General features: G+C 45.1%; 37 protein-coding genes. All 37 read right to left on the bottom strand.

Features of this window, described 5'->3' with window-relative positions:
• Positions 1 to 110: 110 nt before the first annotated feature.
• The 37 genes from DW826_RS12460 to DW826_RS12315 all read right to left on the bottom strand — a co-directional run bounded on the left by DW826_RS12460 (position 111) and on the right by DW826_RS12315 (position 18,799).
• On the bottom strand, positions 111 to 491 hold the full coding sequence (locus DW826_RS12460; RefSeq protein WP_117552876.1) for a helix-turn-helix transcriptional regulator: 381 nt from the start codon (positions 489 to 491) through the stop codon (positions 111 to 113).
• Between the two features lie 14 nt (positions 492 to 505).
• Positions 506 to 946 carry a hypothetical protein gene (locus DW826_RS12455; protein WP_117552875.1) on the bottom strand — a complete coding sequence of 147 codons (441 nt, stop codon included), beginning with the start codon at positions 944 to 946 and terminating at the stop codon, positions 506 to 508.
• Between the two features lie 13 nt (positions 947 to 959).
• Positions 960 to 1,235 (bottom strand): hypothetical protein, encoded by a 276-nt coding sequence (locus tag DW826_RS12450; RefSeq protein WP_117552874.1) that lies wholly within the window; start codon positions 1,233 to 1,235, stop codon positions 960 to 962.
• Between the two features lie 11 nt (positions 1,236 to 1,246).
• Positions 1,247 to 1,534, bottom strand: coding sequence for a ClpX C4-type zinc finger protein (locus DW826_RS12445; RefSeq protein WP_117552873.1), 288 nt, complete (start codon positions 1,532 to 1,534; stop codon positions 1,247 to 1,249).
• A 97-nt stretch (positions 1,535 to 1,631) separates the two neighbouring features.
• Entirely contained in the window at positions 1,632 to 2,042 is a 411-nt protein-coding gene (locus tag DW826_RS12440) for a hypothetical protein (protein WP_117552872.1), read from the bottom strand.
• Positions 2,035 to 2,409 carry a hypothetical protein gene (locus tag DW826_RS12435; protein WP_117552871.1) on the bottom strand — a complete coding sequence of 125 codons (375 nt, stop codon included), beginning with the start codon at positions 2,407 to 2,409 and terminating at the stop codon, positions 2,035 to 2,037. Before DW826_RS12435 ends, DW826_RS12440 begins: the two co-directional genes overlap by 8 nt.
• The gene (locus tag DW826_RS12430) at positions 2,403 to 3,065 is read right to left on the bottom strand and encodes a hypothetical protein (protein WP_117552870.1); all 663 of its coding nucleotides are present in this window, start codon (positions 3,063 to 3,065) and stop codon (positions 2,403 to 2,405) included. The genes DW826_RS12435 and DW826_RS12430 overlap by 7 nt, the downstream gene beginning before the upstream one ends.
• Positions 3,062 to 3,211: a hypothetical protein gene (locus DW826_RS18290; RefSeq protein ID WP_181968063.1), complete on the bottom strand. Its 150-nt coding sequence runs from the start codon at positions 3,209 to 3,211 to the stop codon at positions 3,062 to 3,064. The genes DW826_RS12430 and DW826_RS18290 overlap by 4 nt, the downstream gene beginning before the upstream one ends.
• Positions 3,212 to 3,554: 343 nt before the next feature.
• Complete coding sequence (locus tag DW826_RS12425) at positions 3,555 to 3,815, bottom strand: hypothetical protein (protein ID WP_117552869.1); 261 nt, start codon at positions 3,813 to 3,815, stop codon at positions 3,555 to 3,557.
• 12 nt (positions 3,816 to 3,827) lie between these two features.
• The gene (locus DW826_RS12420; protein WP_117552868.1) at positions 3,828 to 4,058 is read right to left on the bottom strand and encodes a hypothetical protein; all 231 of its coding nucleotides are present in this window, start codon (positions 4,056 to 4,058) and stop codon (positions 3,828 to 3,830) included.
• Between the two features lie 12 nt (positions 4,059 to 4,070).
• On the bottom strand, positions 4,071 to 4,478 hold the full coding sequence (locus DW826_RS12415; protein ID WP_117552867.1) for a hypothetical protein: 408 nt from the start codon (positions 4,476 to 4,478) through the stop codon (positions 4,071 to 4,073).
• 1 nt (position 4,479) lies between these two features.
• Complete coding sequence (locus DW826_RS12410; protein WP_181968062.1) at positions 4,480 to 5,187, bottom strand: DUF2786 domain-containing protein; 708 nt, start codon at positions 5,185 to 5,187, stop codon at positions 4,480 to 4,482.
• Positions 5,187 to 5,363: a hypothetical protein gene (locus DW826_RS18285; RefSeq protein ID WP_181968061.1), complete on the bottom strand. Its 177-nt coding sequence runs from the start codon at positions 5,361 to 5,363 to the stop codon at positions 5,187 to 5,189. The genes DW826_RS12410 and DW826_RS18285 overlap by 1 nt, the downstream gene beginning before the upstream one ends.
• Before the next feature lie 98 nt (positions 5,364 to 5,461).
• Entirely contained in the window at positions 5,462 to 5,632 is a 171-nt protein-coding gene (locus tag DW826_RS18280; RefSeq protein ID WP_181968060.1) for a hypothetical protein, read from the bottom strand.
• Positions 5,625 to 5,750 carry a hypothetical protein gene (locus tag DW826_RS18875; protein WP_278286580.1) on the bottom strand — a complete coding sequence of 42 codons (126 nt, stop codon included), beginning with the start codon at positions 5,748 to 5,750 and terminating at the stop codon, positions 5,625 to 5,627. The genes DW826_RS18280 and DW826_RS18875 overlap by 8 nt, the downstream gene beginning before the upstream one ends.
• Positions 5,751 to 5,754: 4 nt before the next feature.
• On the bottom strand, positions 5,755 to 5,901 hold the full coding sequence (locus DW826_RS18275; protein ID WP_181968059.1) for a hypothetical protein: 147 nt from the start codon (positions 5,899 to 5,901) through the stop codon (positions 5,755 to 5,757).
• The gene (locus DW826_RS12405; RefSeq protein WP_117552865.1) at positions 5,894 to 6,103 is read right to left on the bottom strand and encodes a hypothetical protein; all 210 of its coding nucleotides are present in this window, start codon (positions 6,101 to 6,103) and stop codon (positions 5,894 to 5,896) included. The genes DW826_RS18275 and DW826_RS12405 overlap by 8 nt, the downstream gene beginning before the upstream one ends.
• 2 nt (positions 6,104 to 6,105) lie before the next feature.
• Positions 6,106 to 6,312: a hypothetical protein gene (locus DW826_RS12400; protein ID WP_117552864.1), complete on the bottom strand. Its 207-nt coding sequence runs from the start codon at positions 6,310 to 6,312 to the stop codon at positions 6,106 to 6,108.
• 113 nt (positions 6,313 to 6,425) lie between these two features.
• Positions 6,426 to 7,061 (bottom strand): hypothetical protein, encoded by a 636-nt coding sequence (locus DW826_RS12395; RefSeq protein ID WP_117552863.1) that lies wholly within the window; start codon positions 7,059 to 7,061, stop codon positions 6,426 to 6,428.
• A 13-nt stretch (positions 7,062 to 7,074) separates the two neighbouring features.
• Positions 7,075 to 7,272, bottom strand: a complete 198-nt coding sequence (locus tag DW826_RS12390) for a hypothetical protein (RefSeq protein WP_117552862.1) — start codon at positions 7,270 to 7,272, stop codon at positions 7,075 to 7,077.
• A 443-nt stretch (positions 7,273 to 7,715) separates the two neighbouring features.
• On the bottom strand, positions 7,716 to 7,889 hold the full coding sequence (locus tag DW826_RS18270) for a hypothetical protein (RefSeq protein ID WP_181968058.1): 174 nt from the start codon (positions 7,887 to 7,889) through the stop codon (positions 7,716 to 7,718).
• 12 nt (positions 7,890 to 7,901) lie between these two features.
• Positions 7,902 to 8,966, bottom strand: a complete 1,065-nt coding sequence (locus DW826_RS12385) for a GH25 family lysozyme (protein WP_117552861.1) — start codon at positions 8,964 to 8,966, stop codon at positions 7,902 to 7,904.
• Between the two features lie 73 nt (positions 8,967 to 9,039).
• A complete protein-coding gene (locus DW826_RS12380; protein WP_117552860.1) occupies positions 9,040 to 9,744 on the bottom strand; it encodes a hypothetical protein in 705 nt (234 codons plus the stop codon).
• 67 nt (positions 9,745 to 9,811) lie between these two features.
• Positions 9,812 to 10,033 (bottom strand): hypothetical protein, encoded by a 222-nt coding sequence (locus DW826_RS12375; protein WP_117552859.1) that lies wholly within the window; start codon positions 10,031 to 10,033, stop codon positions 9,812 to 9,814.
• A 15-nt stretch (positions 10,034 to 10,048) separates the two neighbouring features.
• Complete coding sequence (locus DW826_RS12370; protein WP_117552858.1) at positions 10,049 to 10,513, bottom strand: hypothetical protein; 465 nt, start codon at positions 10,511 to 10,513, stop codon at positions 10,049 to 10,051.
• A gap of 31 nt (positions 10,514 to 10,544) precedes the next feature.
• A complete protein-coding gene (locus tag DW826_RS18870; protein ID WP_264294164.1) occupies positions 10,545 to 10,676 on the bottom strand; it encodes a hypothetical protein in 132 nt (43 codons plus the stop codon).
• On the bottom strand, positions 10,666 to 11,811 hold the full coding sequence (locus tag DW826_RS12365; RefSeq protein WP_117552904.1) for an RNA-directed DNA polymerase: 1,146 nt from the start codon (positions 11,809 to 11,811) through the stop codon (positions 10,666 to 10,668). Before DW826_RS12365 ends, DW826_RS18870 begins: the two co-directional genes overlap by 11 nt.
• A 385-nt stretch (positions 11,812 to 12,196) precedes the next feature.
• On the bottom strand, positions 12,197 to 12,595 hold the full coding sequence (locus DW826_RS12355; protein WP_117552856.1) for a four helix bundle protein: 399 nt from the start codon (positions 12,593 to 12,595) through the stop codon (positions 12,197 to 12,199).
• A gap of 136 nt (positions 12,596 to 12,731) precedes the next feature.
• Positions 12,732 to 13,781, bottom strand: coding sequence for an SUMF1/EgtB/PvdO family nonheme iron enzyme (locus tag DW826_RS12350; RefSeq protein WP_117552855.1), 1,050 nt, complete (start codon positions 13,779 to 13,781; stop codon positions 12,732 to 12,734).
• 14 nt (positions 13,782 to 13,795) lie between these two features.
• Complete coding sequence (locus DW826_RS12345; protein ID WP_207659891.1) at positions 13,796 to 14,143, bottom strand: hypothetical protein; 348 nt, start codon at positions 14,141 to 14,143, stop codon at positions 13,796 to 13,798.
• Positions 14,144 to 14,156: 13 nt separating this feature from the next.
• Complete coding sequence (locus DW826_RS18265) at positions 14,157 to 14,318, bottom strand: hypothetical protein (protein ID WP_173885606.1); 162 nt, start codon at positions 14,316 to 14,318, stop codon at positions 14,157 to 14,159.
• Positions 14,315 to 14,785, bottom strand: a complete 471-nt coding sequence (locus DW826_RS12340) for a hypothetical protein (protein ID WP_117552854.1) — start codon at positions 14,783 to 14,785, stop codon at positions 14,315 to 14,317. Before DW826_RS12340 ends, DW826_RS18265 begins: the two co-directional genes overlap by 4 nt.
• On the bottom strand, positions 14,785 to 15,102 hold the full coding sequence (locus DW826_RS12335) for a hypothetical protein (protein WP_117552853.1): 318 nt from the start codon (positions 15,100 to 15,102) through the stop codon (positions 14,785 to 14,787). Before DW826_RS12335 ends, DW826_RS12340 begins: the two co-directional genes overlap by 1 nt.
• Before the next feature lie 20 nt (positions 15,103 to 15,122).
• The gene (locus DW826_RS12330) at positions 15,123 to 16,277 is read right to left on the bottom strand and encodes a DUF2612 domain-containing protein (protein WP_117552852.1); all 1,155 of its coding nucleotides are present in this window, start codon (positions 16,275 to 16,277) and stop codon (positions 15,123 to 15,125) included.
• Complete coding sequence (locus tag DW826_RS12325; protein WP_117552851.1) at positions 16,264 to 17,715, bottom strand: hypothetical protein; 1,452 nt, start codon at positions 17,713 to 17,715, stop codon at positions 16,264 to 16,266. Before DW826_RS12325 ends, DW826_RS12330 begins: the two co-directional genes overlap by 14 nt.
• Positions 17,693 to 18,058, bottom strand: coding sequence for a hypothetical protein (locus tag DW826_RS12320; protein ID WP_117552850.1), 366 nt, complete (start codon positions 18,056 to 18,058; stop codon positions 17,693 to 17,695). The genes DW826_RS12325 and DW826_RS12320 overlap by 23 nt, the downstream gene beginning before the upstream one ends.
• Before the next feature lie 126 nt (positions 18,059 to 18,184).
• Positions 18,185 to 18,799, bottom strand: a complete 615-nt coding sequence (locus DW826_RS12315; protein WP_117552849.1) for a Gp138 family membrane-puncturing spike protein — start codon at positions 18,797 to 18,799, stop codon at positions 18,185 to 18,187.
• Positions 18,800 to 18,847 lie beyond the last annotated feature (48 nt).

Genomic DNA, 18,847 nt, shown 5'->3' with positions numbered 1-18,847 from the left:
GGTGTTATGTTTTTCGTTGAGCGTACGATAGCATAGCCTACCTTGAAGTCAATAGTTTTACTGATATTTTTTAGGAATTTTCCGCCTGTAAATTGGAATATTCCAATCTCTTAGGTATGAGAAATAAGCCAGTCGAAACAATCGGCTTTATTCCAAAATTCCTCGACCTCAGTATCTCCATTGGAGACTCTGATGCCAATAATACTGCCATCGTCTTTCTGAATGTAAAACTTATCTCCGCTGACATTCCCTGCCTTAATATCATCAAGCATATCCTCGCACACTTTGCGGATGCCGTCATTGTCAACCATTTCAACCCTGTATCCGATATGCTCCATTACCTCAAGGAAGCGTTCTGCCTTTAGGTCCTGCTGTCTGTTCAACTGCTGATTGATGACACGCACATCCTCCCCAAGTGACTTAGCCAATTCAGTCTGTGTCATCTTCTTTTCTTTCATAGACTCCTTAATGAGTTCAATTACCTTTGCCATCTTATCTCCTTTCATCAGTTACGCCCGAGAACTCTGCACACTACACTCTCGAGAGTATCGTTCATCGCTACATTACTATCTTCATCGTGGCGGTACATTGCCATCATTCTCTGCATCTGCTCATCACTGATTTCTATGTTGCCACCTGCCAATTCTTGAGCAGTTACATTCAAATCCTCCTCGAGGTACGCATCATCTTTTCTGCGGTAGATAATATCTTCTACCCAGTGAGGAAGTTCGAGTCCTACGATGTTGCCGCACTCATCAAACTGAATTTTCATGGCATTGCAGTAATCTTCCACCACATCCTCCGGGCAATCTGCATTATCCAAATCCGGACTGCCTAACTCCATAGCAAGGCATCTCACTTGATGTCTCGCCTCGTCTTTCGCCTTGAGCGTATCATCTCCGCAGGCTGCTCCGTCCGCTGCCTCGTAAATCTCATTCCATGTCATCGTCTGCACCTCATTATTCTTCTGTAATTTCTCTCACATTGAGAAGAAATCCAAGCATACCTATTTTTCCGTATAACACATCATTGTCAAATGGCGGAACATTATTGTTCTCCCCGAATTTAGCAATTCTAACTGCGTATTGCAGTGCCGCAGGATTTCCGTTTGCGTTCAGCCAAGAACATCCAATAACATTTTCAAACCAATCTTCTACCACAAATTGGCTTGCCTTTATCCCGGTTCCATCCTTTATTTTTACCGTCTTTCCTGCCAACTTACTTTTTTCTCTCATCATAGTCCTCCTTACAGGTACGACCTCCCGTACCTCTTTCTAAATTCTTCTCTTGAGCCTATCTTTGCCTCGAACATCGCCTGCCCGAGCATTTTGGATAATCGCTCCGCCATCGGGTTATCATGTATCCGGTGCAGTTTATCGCCCATGTTGTGACAGTTATTACAAATCGGAACCTTGAGTCCGTCCTTGTCACTGAGTTCTCTGCCCGCCGTACCGAATATGAGATGATGCTCCGCTTCCGCCTGTCTGCCGCAGAATATGCAGATGTCATTGTATTCGGTTACTATGCCTTGCATCTAATCGCCCTCCTTTCTCTGATATAGGTTTATGCAGCGTTTTTATCGCTTCCATGGTGTATTTGTAGGGTTCTGTTCCTGTTGGCTTGCTCCTGCCTTAGCCATACACAATCTCTCCCATAACGGCGTACTGAATAATCATGTCTGCTACCGTTGCATCTACCATCGAACAGTCAAGTCCAAACTCTCCGCTACTGCATCCCACTGAGTTCATTCCGGAATACATGATGTCATACGGTCGGTTTACATCCTCACAGTATTTCTTGATACCATCGAGCAACTTATCTCTCGTGAGTTCATAGACCTCATTTTCCTCTGAGTCGTGTAGTTTCAGAGTGCCGCCCCGACTTATCTGTTCGGATGCGTATTCTCCGAGATAATCTCCGACAACCTCGGCTTTTCTACACCAGTAATTGATGCCGCCCTCCAATGCAGTTGTGACGATATCATCTATATCTTCCTGTGTGACATTCACTTCAAGTTCTACTTTAACCTTAAAATCATTCATCTGCCTTTACCTCCCATCCGCAAGACGGACACTTCTTGTCATTACATCCATCTCCATAATTGATAAGTCTGCCGCACTTCTCGCACCTTACCCATTCATTATTGACAAACCAGTCCTCCATGAGTGTCTCCGGATGCTGCCAGTCAACTTCCTCGAATAATTCATCTGCAAACTCCTCTTGGCAGTTGCACATCTCAAGAAAATCATTTCCGGTATATACTGCATCCGATGTCTCCGGGGCATAGCACGGTTGGTCCTTATGGTTCCGGTAAGCATCTTCGTCTTTAAAAATCATTCCCTGTCCGTAAAATTCACGGTGGATGGCATAATCTTCTCCATCATCCTCGATACTGCCGACTTTCAGCATATCGCCACCTCCTTGAGAACCTTTCTTTTTGTAGGAACATATACTGTTTCTTCAACCGTTTCTACCGACTCGCTGAGTCTTGCCGCCTCTTCAACAATGCTGTCGCAGAGTATATCAAATCTTTCAACAACCCTGCATCTTTCTCGGAGTTCCTCGATACTCCATTCTTCAAAGTCCTCATTCTCATCAACACTCCTGCCGGATGCGTATTTCTGCATGAGCGGGTGCTTGTAGTTTACTCTCGTGTCCTTTCTACATCTTCCGCAGGTACATCCGCTTTCTTCTACGGTTCTGAAATTCCGCTGTCCGCAGGATGTGCAGAACGACTTGTATCCGGTATCTTTCAATCCGCCGCTATACAGGACGAGGTATCCGCCACTTCTGCCATTGAAATGTGCCTGCCATGCGTAATCATTCTCTCTGTCAAATTCATCCGTCAGTTCATTGATTGTTTCATAGGCTCCATCACAGTCCATGATGTCGTACAATCTACTGGCCTGTTCAGAGGTCAACCCAAGGCTGCGGATTTTCATGTTATTTGCGTAGGAACTCGCCCTGTTCCAACTGCTCATGGTGTCATATCTGAAGTGGTTCTTGAGGAAACCAACCATTGCCTTTCGACTCCTGTAATCTATCTTCTTATGGAATTTCTTCATTTTCTGCTCCTTTCTCCAAGTAGGATGCCAAGGTTGATACACGCCGTACCAAATGAGACTATGGCTGTAACGCTGTTACCTGTGATGATAAATGCTGCTATTGATACTACAAACATGATATGCAATGCAATTTTACCGATTTTCATTTACACCGACTCCTTCCTGTGATATTCTTATTAAACAGGAGGGAGGTATGACTCCCCCTCCCACGAACTGAAATCAGCCTGCCAAAACTGCTATCAAAGCAAGTATGGCAGTGGCTAAATCCACAATCGCTACCGTCCAAGTAATGATTTGAACCGCCTTGCTGTTTTCAGTTCTTTTTTTGAGCTGTTCTACCTCCGCTTCGAGTTCTTCGACTCTCCGTTTTAGTTTTCTCAACTCCTTGTCCTTATTGATTGGCTATCGCCTCCTCGGATTTTTTAGTACCATTTGGTACAATCGTACGATAGCATTGCCTACCTACCTGTCAATAGAAAGTCAGCATATTTACTGAGTTTTTTCGCCATCCTTTTTCTCGAAAAGAGGCACTCTCTTGTTGTAGGTCATATCGTACTCTCCGCTGCACTTATGCAGTTCCCAACCACCAAGTCCTGTTCCCTCGATGGAAACATAGTCATCAGCACACCAAGTTCTTACGCCGCCCTCTACTCCGTGCTTTCTTGAAATTTCCAGTAACTTCTCAACCACCGGAACCGCCTCTTTGCAGAACTCTCTCATCTGCTTCTCTGAAAAATTCATCTCTGCCATAATCTTTACCTCCTAATAATCTTCATCGAGGCATTCATCAGCCTCGTCATAATACTGACCGTCATATCCTTTTGCCATCAACTTTTCATAACAATCGAAGCAAACCAATCTGAATGCGATGCCGTGGCAATCGTGAGTGAAAAGCATATCATCTCTCACTACTTCCTTGCCGCAGGTAGGGCATATTCTAATATCTGCTTCGCACATTTCTTCCGGGTCACTGACTTCAAAACTCATTCCCATTTTTATTTCTCCTTACCAAATTCTCTTGAGTCCACCGATGGACGGCTCGATTCCTATGGTTCCGAACTCACTGCAATCCGGCATTGTCGTATTTACCACATAAGCGAGAGTCTGATTATCTCCTAAATCCTCCATATCCATCTTCCACTCTTCGATATATTCGGAAACATACAAGAACGAATACATCAACCCGAAGTTCGTCTGCGTCTTGATGACATGGTAGACAAGTCCATTGTTCTCCTCTTCAAACTTCCTAACCATCTCCTGCTCCTCATCGTTGAGCCAATACAATAGACCCGGTCCTTCTGAGAGGTTGATTTTACCCTCTTCTTCAAACTCCTTAATCGGCTGCTCCATGATGCCGAGTTTCTTCATCCTCTTAATTGCTTCCTGCTTCTGCTGTTCTCTTAAATCTGCCATCTTAAATACCTCCTAACGCCATTTTCTGTTCTGTTTTTCCTACAATCTTTGTTCCCGGGTCGAATTTCTTCCCATCTTCGTTGCCCTGCCAAAATGCTCTTGCACTCATCTGCTCCTGTGCAGCACTTTTGAACTTCTCGTGCTTCATGGCATCGGTTTCATCACTGACCTCTTTTGGAACTGTCATTACCAACCCCCATCCAGTCTCGTCATGTTTCCTCTGCTGTTCAAATGCTTCCTTGATACCCTGCGTGTAGCCGAAGCCATATCCATTGCAAAGTCTCTTTCTGTATTCTCGAGTGCAATCCTTAGACTTCTTTCTGAGGTCATCAATTCCGCTGCGGATACATTCGACTGCATATCTGAAAATCTCAACGCAAGCATCAACATCTCCTTCGAGACCTACGAAGCATATCGTAGCCACCTGCTTGTTGTACTCCTTTCTTCTGTATGACTGACAGCAAAAGTTCTGACCGATGATTGCCGATAGACTTATCATCCACGCTTCTCTTCTCTTGCTGCAATCGAACTCTGTCTTGATGTGGACGACTTTCTTCTTGCCGATGTCCTCGAGGTCTGTTTCTGCTATCTTATGCTCTGCCATTAACTTCTTGGCTTTCAAGAGTGCCGACTTCGCCTCGTGTTCGTTGCTGCTCTCTGAGAGAGCGAGCAACTTCTTAATCTTCTCCCTGTAATTCTGTTCTGTCATTATGCTATCTCCTTCTTTCCGAAAAACCGTTCCGCTTTTTCTTTTGACGAGGAAATGTAGCATCCTCTCCATCCATCATTTTGTTCCCATTCTTCAACTGGAAGAAATCTCATCTCCGCTCTCCAAAATCCGTTTACGTCCTTGACAACTCTTGTTTCCATCTTCTTATCTTTCATGCCGTTTTCCTCCTTGCTTGGCTTGCTTTTATCGTGAGCGTACGATAACATGACCTCCTATCATGTCAATAGGTTTTACGCATTTTTACGGATTTTTTTCAGTCGTCCAAGTAGTCCTCGATGTCAATGTTCGCTGCCTCGCAAATGCTCTCATAGTCTACACCGTTCTCCCACATATTCTTGATGCAGTATCCGTGAACTGTTCCATCCCACTGTGCGATGTGCTGCTCTATTGCCTCATTCAGTCTTGCATTGTTTCTATCAGTCATCCTCTGTCATCTCCCTTTCAATTCTCTCTGCTGTTTTCTTGGTTCCATCTCCAAATCGGCATCCTTCCTTGCAGAAATACCAACCCAAAAGAACTCCATCGTCAATATACTGAACCATCTTCTTACACCTCCGCCTTTTTTATAATGGATGTAGGACACCAAAACTCCTCGCCATCCAATCTCAGATACATTCTTCCTCTGCCTTTCTTGAGGACCCGTGCAAGAGGTCCGATGTCATCAATCTTAACAAGGTCTCCTGCCTTAATCATGTACCTCGCCTCCTTTTACCAATTCGTACTCGGCTACCTCCTTATCCGTCAGTGGTTCTGAATAATCTGCATATCCCCAAACCTCTCTGTTCACTTCGTATCTGTAAGTCCTCTTACCAAAACTCGTGACATTCTCCAAGTTTCTTTTTGGAACTGCCCCCGGCATTGGCGGTCTCAACGCAAACCAATATCTGTATCTCATCTCTACGCCTCCCTAATCTCAACCAACTCATCAATTCCGGTATAGATACATCTTCCGGTGGTAAACACCAATCCATCCCATCTGACTGAATTAACTGTTTCAGTGTACATCTCTCCTGTTGCTCCATCTTTCCACTCAACCTCAACTGTCTTTCCGGTTGCAAGCATTTCTTCGATTTTCTCCACATCTGCCATTCTGAATATTTTCATAGTCTTTACCTCCTATTCGGTGTTTTTACTGATTTATCTTGACTACATCGTACTTGGAACATTCCAATTTGTCAATAGTTTTACGGAAATTATTTTGGAATATTCCTATTTAGCTACGCAAACACCTCCTGCATCCTCTTCCTCATTTCCGAGATGCCTGTCATTACATTTATCATGCCGGACCACCTCTCCATGTGGTCGAGGTATATGCCGCAGGCTTTCTTGCTGAGGCGGTAGACTTCGATGTACTTATTCTGCCTGCTCCTCTCTGATGTCAGAGAAAACTCTCTTCTCTCATCGTCTGTGCAGTATGGCAAAATCTGATTTTTAATTCTTCTTACGACTTTTCCGTTTGGTGCAGAAAACATTTCTCCTATCTGTCTTGAGGAAATGAAATCCAAGGCATCCACAGAGCCTGTATCTGCCTGTTCCTGCCTCTTTGGTTCTTCCGGTATAGAATTTGTTGTATCAGTCTGAGCCTGCTGCTCCTGTAAATGCTTTAGGCACATTCTGTACCCTGCCATAAATCCCGACTCCTCGTACTCAACTGCAACATCCATCATCTTGTCATAAAATCTATTCTGCGGTTTCAGTTCCTTTGGAAAGAAATATGCAACCATCTTGTCGTACTGCTCAACCTCATTGCAGGCTGCTTCTGTATGCCTCTCCTTGCACTGGCAGCCGTCTACATATTCTCTGAAATATTCAGCTAACTGCTCATCTGTCAGTTCTTTTGGAATAACGCTCATGCCACGCACCTCCTTAAATCAATACTCCTATTTTCTGTTTGGACTTCTGCCAATAATAGGCATCATCCTGCACATATCCATCATCTATCGCTGCTTCCAGTCTTACATCCAGTAATTCACTGTTCGGAATATCGTGGTCTGTATCGAATGGTCCGATTGTTGTATAGCCGACAATTTCTCCGGTCGTTTCGCTAATAAGGTTGTAAATCATACTGCATACCTCCTTTGCTTTTTTGCGAGCGTACGATAACACAACCTTGCACCATGTCAATAGGAATATCTTTATTTTTACGGAATGATTTGGAGAACTCCAAAACGATAATAGAAATGTGTCCATAGGACATCCATAGGACAATGAACATAATAGATATAATATATATAGGTAACGGTAACGGTTACGGTATGGTTTAGGACTTTCCGCAGGACTGTCCGTGTGACTGTCCATAGGACAAGGCGGATTTCTTCTTATATAATGTATGTCGAATTGCTTTTGAAAAATCAGTAAAACCGTTGGTGCAAACCGTTTATCAGATTGCTTCGTCCTTGGACGGAAAACCATGCGTCCACAGATTGTCCACAGGACAAATTTCGGACAATAAAAAAAGAACCTCCCTACCGTATCTGATAGAGAGGTCCATTCCTTACCAACCGGAACTATTTTGCATTGATGAAATCAACTGCATCTCCAAGTTCCCTGTACGCCTCCTCGAACTGCTTCTTTGGAGACCACGACTCATAGCCATCCTTATATCTTACTTTGTATCCGGCTTTGCCGTCCTTTTCCATCGGCTCTGCCTTTACGATTTTTACGCCAATGTAGTTCTTCATTCTTTCCTCCTGTTATCTGACTCTAATGGAGTCTCCTGTGATGATGAGGTTCGGGTTCTCAATGCCATTCAGAGAAACGAGGGCATCGACAGTTGTTCCGAAATCCTTCGCAATGCTTGTGAGCGTTTCTCCGCTCTCGATAGTATGGTACTTCTTGCCGCCATCATTTACGATGTCCTGTACTTCCTGCCATCTGTCTCCGAGAACGGTTCTCCTTACTTCATCATCTCCGTACTTGCCAGTCCATACTTCATCTGCCAACTCCTGTGCGGACGCACTGTAAATATGATTGATAACTTCCTGCACCTCATCATATCTGCTTCCGAGTGCTGTTTTTCTTGCATCTCCGCCGCCGAACTCATCTTTCATAGTTCTGTAAACCAATTCAAGCGTTGTTCCCTCCGGAGCAGACACTTCCGGCTCATCCTTGCTGTCATCATTGTTGGCAGTAAATCCATTGAGTCCTGCCGCTTTGATTGCCGCAGGGAAGTCACGATAGCAGAAATCTTGGTCTACTGTTCTGCCGCAGATTGTCTTGTCCGCAATGAAATTCTGACCGCCGCCATACTGCCAAATATCGTGAGATGTTGCAGGTGTGTTGGATGAATACTTTGCCACCCAATGAGTAAATCTCTGTAAACGAGAGTCGTCTACATGAGACTGGAAGTGTGAGTCTGATGTATAAACTCCAACGAAGTATCCTGCCTTTTCGCATCTGTCGCAAAATGCAATAACGATGTCTGTGAGAGTATCCTTTGCGTTCTTGAGCATATTGCCCTCGACATCGTAGTAGATAGGATATTCAAACTGCTTTCCTGCAATTACTGATAGGAAATGGTCTGCCTCCACCTGTGCGTCTGCAACAGACTTGGCGTTACCATAATAATACGCACCGACAGGCATACCAATCGCCTTGCACTGTGCGTAATAATCTTCAAATTTGCTGTCCTTGTACTTGCCCGCATCTGCTCCGGCAGCTTTAACAATGACGAACTGTACACCTCTTTCATCTCTTGCCTGCTTGATGCTAAGGTCTCCCTGCCAATGTGAAATATCAATACCAAAAAGTTTGTTCATAGTAAAACTCCTCCTTTTACAAAAAAATAAGGGCGGCTTTTCAGCCACCCCGATGTGTTATGCCTATTCAAAATCAGGCTTTAATCAACTTGCCTTTCTTGAGAAGATTTACCATCTCAAGGTTCTGTGCCGCAGTATATGCGTAATTCTTGATACCATTTGCGGCTGCAATCTTCGCACGATGAGCCTTGGATGTATCTTTCTCTCCAACCGCTGCAAGTGCCGTAACAATGGAACCCGATGCTCCTTTGTACTTAGGGTAATGAGAAACCGCCTGTCTTGGATTGCCGGATATGACTACGACAGTATGACCTTTGGTCTTTGTGACAAGAATGTCTCCGTTGCACAACTTCGTGCCGGATGTTACCGTAATAGGCTTCATGAACTGCTTAGACGCTTTGAGAGCGGACACCTCGGCTGATGTGTTGAAATTGCCCGGGTCAAATCCCGCTTGGATGCAGCACGCTCTTACAAGTGAACTGCAATCAGCCTCTGTCTTGGCAGAAATCTTTGCAAGGCTTCCGTTCTTTCTTAACTGTTCAATTACAGTTATGCGGTGTCCTTGGCAGTATCCGATGTTGTTGTTTTTGCAGGCCTGTATCATTGCTTCCGCAATAGCATTGGCAACCGCAACACTCTTTGGTCTCATGCAAATCCATCCCTTTGAATGGACATAGTACGGCTGAGTTGAGACTTCGTTTCCTGTTTGGTCTCCCGGCTTTCCTCCGGAGATTTTGCCGTTCTCATCAATTCTCGCACTACCTACCATTAAACTCATGTCAATTCCTCCTTAAACAAATAGGGCAACCTTTCGACTGCCCTGTGCTTACGATATGTTTCTCAGATTACTCCTCATCATCGGTGTTGGAACCGCTATTGGCATAGTCGGTCAATCCCTCTCCGATGATGTACGCCACCACGGACGCACCTGCCATGATGAGTGCAGTTACCTGTGTTGCTGTGTTGTCTGTGCCGCCAGTAGCCAAAATCATCATAGAGACAAAGGATGCTACTGCCGTCCATAACTTTCTACTTGTCAGTTTTCTGACCCAATCAATTTTCTTCATGTTCTTTTCCTCCTGTTATAAAAATGAATTTTCTCCCATGCACTTCTGATAGACTTTATCTATCTTTGCAATGGCATTTACTGCTTTACTGTTCTTGTACTCCGGATGCTCCGAACAATATCTCTCATAGTCCGAGATGTCGTCCAGTATCTGATTGAAGAACTCCTCAGAATGTTCCACTCCTCTTCGCAATTCATCTGCAAATCGGAGTATTCGAGTGCGGCACTCATCCGCATCGTCTTTGTCCATCCTGTTCTTGAGGTCATCGTGCTTCTCTTTCAGATTTTTGACATCATTCTCGACTGTCTCCAATTTGTCCATCACATCCTTGTTCATGGTCTTTCCGAGAAATCTCATAGCATTGCCTGCAAGTTTTCCGATAGCAGACCAAGGATTGACTTTGATTGGTGCAATCTGTACCAATGTCATAAAGAGCAGTACGACACCGCCTCCTGCTTTCAGCCAATCATTTAGGCTCACATTCCTCACCTCCTTTCATAGAAAAAACCGCCTACTTCGGCGGCTTAACATCAAGATATTTGCATTTATTACACGGATACTGACCTGCCGGGATGAACCATGACTTACAGTCGCTGCACTCGCCATAGTGGCTGCAACTTCCGGAGCATCGCTCATATCCCATAAAGCATCTCCTCTTCCTGTGGGAGCATTTGAATAAATCTTTCTTCATTCTCTCTCCTTTCTCCATGCGTCAATATCATATCTGTATAAAGAGATGCCAACAATTCCTCGCTGTCTGTGTGTTCCAACATACCTGTATAACTATTGAATGTCTGAGTAACCTGCTCGAGAGTCATCTCATAATCGTGATACTTATTTGCTACACCTCTGAGGCTTCTCTTCATTCCGAGAGTCGTTGATTTCCTCAGCACAACCTTGTTGTACCAAAGTCTGTATCCTACAAATTCAATGCCTTGATTGATAGGTCTGATGCAGGTTTTCTGATTAAGGCTTAACTCAAGTTCTTTCTCGAGGAAAGTGTCTATCGTCCATCTCCATTCATGGAGTTGTGCCTTACTGTTACTCAAAATAATGATGTCATCCATGTAGCGGACATAATACTTGATACCCAAGACTCTCTTGCAGAACTGGTCGAGTTCATTCAAGTAGATATTCGCAAACATCTGACTGAGCAGGTTTCCTATTGGCATACCCACATCAAACAATCTTTCCTCCAACGGTACATCTCCCGGGGATTTGCCGGGTGGCAACCCGAATGGAGTGTGCTTGCAATCAATTATCCCGAACAGAACCTCAAGCAATCTCTCATCCTTGATTTTCTTGCGTAGGATGTTCTTGAGTACCCGATGAGAAATCCGGTAAAAATATTTGCTGATGTCAAGTTTCAGATAGTACCAATCTCCATCTTTCTTGCTGACATACTCCAACCAATCTCTCAGACGAGTCATTGCTCCCAACGCTCCTCTGCCGGGTATGCAGCCATACGAGTCCTTGATATATCCCTTAATCAGCACAGGATTGACAACTCTATAAATCGCCCACTGAACCACACGATGTTCAAAGGCGATTGACATTATCATTCTTTTCTTAGGTTCGTAGACGAAGAATATAAAGTACCTATCTATCTCGTATTCTCCCCGAAGGACTCTTTCTCTCAACTCCTCAAGATTTGTCCAAGAGTCGTAGCCAAATCGCAGGACATCCCTGTTGTATCTACGACTCTCGGACGCATCAAGAAAAGCATCGTAAAGGTTATCCATCGAAAAGATAATGTCGTACACATTCTTAATCTTCATCCAAAAACCACCTTTACATTCTTGCATAGCGGCTTTCGCCAAAGGCTACTTGCAGCTTTCAAGTTCCCATTACGGACCGTGAGCCTCCCGAATGGAGGAACCGACCGCTGTCCTATTACACTCACTGCTCTCATACAGTCGGTTGTTTTTCTCCTTTTTGGAGTGGAAACAGACTCCTTTACCCCTCGTGTACTGGCAGGACATCCGTAGACCTCCTGCAAATCTGACAATATGAGGGTAGAGCGGAGCGGAAGCCGATGTTGCTGTTCGAGTTAGAACGAGCATTGTTGAGGTTCAAGTTGAACACACCCGCATTGGCACCATTGTTCCAGTTGCCTCCGGCAATCGGCAAACGCAATAGCCTGTTCCCAAAGTAATTGCTAAATTATTTTCTGCCGTTGTTTTGTGCAGTGGCAGTGACCTTATTTATCCAACTTCCGGTCATCTTACCTATCTGCGAGAGGTAGTCGCTCATCACATTAAATCTCTTTTGGTCGAGGATGCGTTTCTTATATGCTCTTTCCACATAGAATTTGGCATATTGGACCTGCTTGTCGAGTTCGTTTAATTCCTTGAGGACTGATTTTGCATAATAGCATTTATGAGTATCCATCTCCCTCTCAGCCATCGTGTTCATACACATTCGGATTTTGGTTGCGAGTCCTGCATACCCTTTCTCCGGTCTTGGAAACTTCTCAAGGAACGGCTCGGCGTAGTCCATCATATCTGCCACTTTTTGTCTTATGCTCTCGCCCTCTGCACCTTTTGTTGCTGTATCGCTCATCTTACCTCCCTACAAAAAATGCGTCCGATGGACTGTCCGAATTATGTCGCACGGACTGTCCTATGGACGCACATCATTTTATTGCTTTTTCTTCATACGCTCGCTAACGCTCGCAAAACAAAATGCAAAATTCAGATTACAGTTCTACATAAGCGGAGCGGAAGCCGATGCTGCCGTCCGAGCCAGAACGAGCATCGTTGAGGTACAAGTAGAACACACCCGCAAAGGCACCATTGTCCCAGTGGCCCCCGGCAAACGGCAAACGCTCTCCGGCGTTATTCATCCAATGATAGTCTCCACCATAATCTTTGCCCGGCTCGTCCGGATAGAGAATGAGAGCCTTTGCCAACTCCGGTGCAGTGACACCACTCGCAAGGGTCATTGCTGTGTAGCTTCCACCTCTACCTGCATCCTGTGCGGATGTAATTCCGGTAGTCAACTGAATGTTTCCGGATACGAAGTCGTACTTGAGAGTCGCTGCTGTTCCCGGTGCTACAAGAGAACCGTCATTCTTGATTGCTTTCCACAAGGTTGAGGAAGCGGACATATCGCACTCGGAACCAAGTGCTGCATTGTTGTAAGGGATAATCTGAATTTCTCCCTCATTCAGACGCATACCGCCAAGCCATTCCCATACATTGCCGTTCATATCCTGTATTCCGAACTGAGTATGGTCGTGACCCCAAGTAGCAGGACCGGAACCTGTGAATGTTCTTCCTGTCTTGTTGTTATCCTTTGCGGACTCCTGCCCTTTTTCATAGGTGTACGCCGAGTCTCCTCCGTAGTTGTTGTTACCGTGTGGCATAGTTCCCATCTTGCGTGTGAGCAATGCTACTGCCGCCCATTCAGCAAGTGTTCCAAGGTGGAAGCCTGCTCCCTTAGCCTCGCAAGCCTGTCTTGCCTGGTCGAAATTGACATAGGTCTTAGGGTCTCTGTGAGACAGTGAGTACGCTCTGCCATTGATGACGATATTCTGATACTTGGAATACAGAAATCTGCTCTTTTCTACACCATTCACAGAGAATGCAGGATGAGTATTCTCAGAGCCTCCGGAAATAATCTCGGAGTTCTTGAGTTTGTTGATAGGTACATAAACGGAAGGAAGTCCGAGGTCATCAAGTAATACTACATTCTTTCCTCCGGAAATCTCCTTAACCGCTGCTGCAAACTGGTCGTAATTTGACATAGTAATTTACCTCCTTATTCGATTGAGTACAGTTTGAGAGTTACATTGTCCATAGAGAACGCAACAGGCTCGGGAACCATAACAGTTTTCTGACTGTTCTCATCCTCCGGGTCGTAGTCCGGATTGACCTGTTCCTTATCGACATACTGTCTTGCAGGAATTTCAATCTGTGCTGCATACTTCACACCAAGACCTGTCACAAGCATCCCGAACTTGTCGATGCAGATGTCCACACTGACATCAAAATCTCTCTCTAACTTGGCGAGATTGAGCATCAGTTCATCATCGAATGTAACTTTGGTCTTGCTTACTGTGTAGGGAATTTTCTCCCCGACATTGACTTCTACAACTTTCATTGCCATCTTTCTTTACCTCCTAATGTTTTCTTGCCTCTGCATACGCCTCGTTGGTTTTCTGAGCGATGCAGTCTGCCATCTCCCTCTGAGCGGCTGACGCTCTCTCGGGATTGATACCGTATTCTCTGAGAGTAGCGTCACGCTGACTTCTCCTCTCGTCATTGTGGATAATTACATTCACGCTGCATTACCTCCCTGTACATACAGTTTGAGGTCCACAGATGCAGCACTTCCGGTGTACTTAACCTTGAAGCCATTGACCTGCTTGTCATAGACGATGATGTCGCCTACATTGTCCACAGGAGTAACAACCTCCGCTGTCACTGTGTAGTCAAAACTGTCTCTGTTGACAGACAGTGCAATCGTCTTTGCGGAATTATTAAAAAAAGCCTCTCCTGCCGCATTGGTAAGAGTGACTTTGATAATCTCGCCTCCGATATTACTAATCTGTTCTCCATGGTGCTTCATTACTTCGGTCAGAAATTCTGCCGTGAGGTTGGCTCCATTTACGCCACCCTCGATGTTGTTGAGGTTCTGCTCATCCACAGGCGTACCTTCCTGTATTCCCTCAACTTCGTCCTGCCACATCGTAGGCTCGTAAAAGCCTGCTCCGTTGGTGTCGAGGTACGGTTGATTTCTACCATTCATTAGGTTTCATCCTCCTTTTCATAGATTGGGAACTCAAACTTTGTCAGAACGCCTTGGTTGGCAGCACGGACAATCTCGGTTGCTTGATACCCTGCCTGTTTTCCTGTGACATCAATAATTCTCACAGCCTTAATGGTCTGTGAGCCGCTCGATGTTCTCGGAAAACTGACGATGATTTCAACTTTGTTGCCAATCACTCTCTTTGTATTGATTGTTGCATCATACCAAGTGCCATTGACAAGGTACTGAAACTTTACCAAAGCGTTGAGCCACTGCTTTCTTCGGTCATTCATAAAATCTGTACTCCAAAATGACATCGTTTTTACCTCCTTCTGATTTATTTTCCACAAGCCTTAGTTCCGCACCGTTTGATGGTTGCGGCAGATACGATAACTTTGCCACTGACCTCAGAGCCGTTGGATACCGATGTCTGAACGACAGGTTCGGTTCCCTCTCCCGAGATAATGGTTCCACTCTTCGGTGCGTTGGATACTCCTATCGTTGTATTGCTCTGAATATTTGTATCCTCTGAAAGTCGAACCTTTGCAGGCATCATCATCTTTCCTCCGCCACTCGTAACAACTCCGGATAATGGCAGAACCGTAGTCGTGTTGGTAAAGGTCTTTCCTACCTCCGTGCTTTCTCCGATGAATACACCATTGACAGCCTTGGCAGGATAAACGCCGGACACCGACTGACCTGCTACCAAGACATCCACGATTTCGTAATCTGAATTGATAATGATTTCTACATCATCCGTGAAGATTTCTCCTGTCGTGGAATTATACAGTTTGCCACCTATCCGAATTGTGCCGGACAGGGTTGTGTCAAATACATTTGTGATTGCGTCCATGTCGAGATTAGTCTCGACATACATGATGTTTCCAAGTGTGCCGGGTCTTGGCTTGGTGCCGCACTTGAATGTTCCGCAAATCAAAAGGTCGTAGGTTGCACATATCCATCGGACAAGTGTTTCTACGACCACCTTAATCTGATATTCAAATTCAATACGAACTCCCGCAGGCTTTACCATTGGAACTTCGCCCACCCTCACGACCTCTCCTCCCGGCTTGAGGAACGGCATTGTCAGAATGATTGTTGCAGGCATATCCGGGTCCTCGATGTAATAAATCGGGGAGACATCCCACAGTAAAGCAAGACCATTCATCAAATCGTAATAGGTGCATTCGTTGGTGTTTACCAAATTCTGATACCGTAGGAACTGCCTGTATCTTTCGTCAGAAATAACAGGGTCCTCAACATTGATACCTGCCAGTATCCCGGCTTCTTTCCTACTGAGGGGAATAATAGTTCCAACCATATCCAAATTCTGTCCTGTGGCTGTATCGAGGTCTGTGAGGTTCTCTAAGTCATCAAACACCTGTTGGAGTTCCTGCAACTGTTTCGAGAATGCTCGTATCAATGCCTCGATGTTCTTCTTTTCGAGAAACTGCTGAGGTAAATCGTTCAGCCAGTTATCAACTATCTTCACTGAACGACACCTCGATTCTCTTCTCGTCTATCAGAACCTTTTGGCGTGATGTGACGATGATATTCTTTTGCTTGTAATCTGACGGCTGAGGCACATACACGCTCGATGTTCCGTATGCTGTGTAAATCTCAATGTATGTCAGACCTGCTACCGCATAATAGATACCGTCATTCAGTAACTGAGTGAGGAGGTTTTTGCCTGCTACAAATTCTGCTCCATCATTTAACAGCGACTGCATAGTGAGTGCTGCATAGTTCGTAGGCAGTTCTGATTTGTTTCCGTGCAATACAACCTTGAGCCATGTGTACAGGTAGTCCGGTCTATTGAAATGTACCGGGATAGAATCTCCATAATTTCCCGGAACCGCAACTTCGACACTTCCGTAGGTCTGAATGCCTCCTGCTTTTCTCCGCAGGATTGCCTCTGCAATCTCATTGTTGTCTCCACCCTCGACTATGATTTCAATGCTGTGTGGAGGAAGTCCTCTCTCATCGACTGTATCTGTATCATTCTCATAGCCGGATGCAGTCTCCACATTCTCGACATTGTTCAGCAATTCTCCGACAATGGATTCTATCATCGTATTAGACCTTAATGCCGACTTCGCAATGTAAGACTGTCTCAGTTCGATGTCTGATTCTCTCTTTCTGCCGTATGTTGGTTCGAGCAAATTCGTCACGGCATTGAATCCGGTAATGTTGTTTACCATCTTCGTGACTATGCCATATGGGAGAGTAATTTTCCCATAATCTTCCGTAAGGAACGATGCGATAACTGTGACGCTCGATGTCGTGAGGTTATCTGACAGTATGAGAACATTGCTCCTGCTCAATGTCTTATCCTCAATCGTAAGAGTATTATCAGTCGTTGTGACTGTATATCCGTCATCCTTAATCACTCCGGCAAGTCCTTCGATGATGCTGCTCTCGATTCCATCCGTGCTTGAGTATGAGAACTGATTTCCATTAACGGTAACAGAATAGACACCGACCTCAGCCGATGCCACCTTGATGCTAACCTTGTTGAAAGCCTCTCTCGTAATTTCAAACTCGTCTGCACTTTTCAGCCTTACTTCCGGATTTGTATTCGTAGCAACGATTGCCTCCTCACGAACATAGGTTCCGTCATCTCCGGTGCAGTGCAGCATATAGGCAGTATTCTTATTTGCTGCTCTGCGGATACCTCCGTACTGGATTGCGTTGTCGAGGTTGAGACCTGTTGCCGTTGCAGGATACTTCGCATAGTAGTTGTTCTGTGCAGTTTCCCATAACTCCGAAATCTGATTGGAGAATGTCGTGATGAGCGTATCGAGGAATGACGGTTTTGTCAGTCTCGTATCAAAACCAAAATCAGCCGACAGGTCTGTATGGATTTCCTCCATAATCGTGTCGAGTCTCTTGATGTTGAACCCTTTATCAGTTACTCCGTATTCTGCCATCTATTTCCACCTCCTCTCTGATAACTTCGTTATCAACATAGGCAGTGAACATTATCTTTCCCTGCCTTGTCTTTCTGTCATATTCAACCGTAACGTCCTTAACATCTGTTACTTCTGTGACATCAAATATTTTTTCCCGGACTGCCATCTCAAAACTGTCAGTGTCCGGGTTCTTGATGAAAAGTTCATCTCTGTACGGCAGACCTTCCTCTTCATCCCATCTCCATTCTCCGAGCCACCACTTGAGCCGTATCTTAATCTTCTGTGCAACGGACTCTGTAAGGGAGATGTCTCCTTTCTCCGAGAGGAATAAATCTCCGTCTGCGGATAGTAAAATATCCATAAAGCACCTCCTCTTGTATGGACTTCGTTATTTGCTTATTTCTGCCTTTCAGCCTTGTTTATGGAGAATTTGTTGTCCTTTGCAAAAGAAACGAATCCTGTGGCTGTCACGGCTTTATATGCTATGTTATTTAGGTTTTTGGGTATCTCCTCCGGTGCTATCGACATGGATATGGTTCTTGAGTGATACTGAACCCGCCTTGATGTCTCCTGTGACCGTCAGACTGCCGTCTATATGTACTCCGCCGTCATCCAGTTCCATAACTGTCGAGCCTGTATCAATCGTGCAACCTCCATCATTTACCATGATTTCTGCTCCTCCGGCTTTGATGATGACCGCATTTCCGCTTGACGCTCTTATCATCGGTTCGTAACTCTTCTCGAGCAAGCCGGGGATAACCATTGCACTCGACAGGTCGAACTTCAATGAGCCGAGTGACTCAGAACCCGTTCTCCAAGCGTCCAGTTCCACCTCAGATACGAGAATGATGCAACTATCGCCTTTTTTCACAGGGAACGCTATTCCTACTCCCGAACTTTGGCAGAACGGAAAAATGACCGGAGCCTCAGTTATCGTAGGATAGTCAAGTTTCGCTCCATCGGATGTAACATATTTTCCGATAGGCTTTACCGTTACCATCCCGCCATCAAACGAGATTATTTCTCCCGGGAGTGCAGTATGGATTTCATTCACAACCGCTTTCGCAGTTTTCTCAATCTCTGCTGTGACTTCCTGTAACATATCTGCCTCTGAAGTGCTATACTAACGTTGTAACAGTAGTGGCTAATA

This window comes from Clostridium sp. AM34-11AC, assembly GCF_003435375.1.
In the GTDB taxonomy this organism is placed as follows: Bacteria; Bacillota; Clostridia; order Lachnospirales; family Lachnospiraceae; genus Pilosibacter; species Pilosibacter fragilis.
The sequence above is the reverse complement of the archived record's forward strand: the minus strand, read 5'-3'. Positions and strand labels throughout refer to the sequence as shown.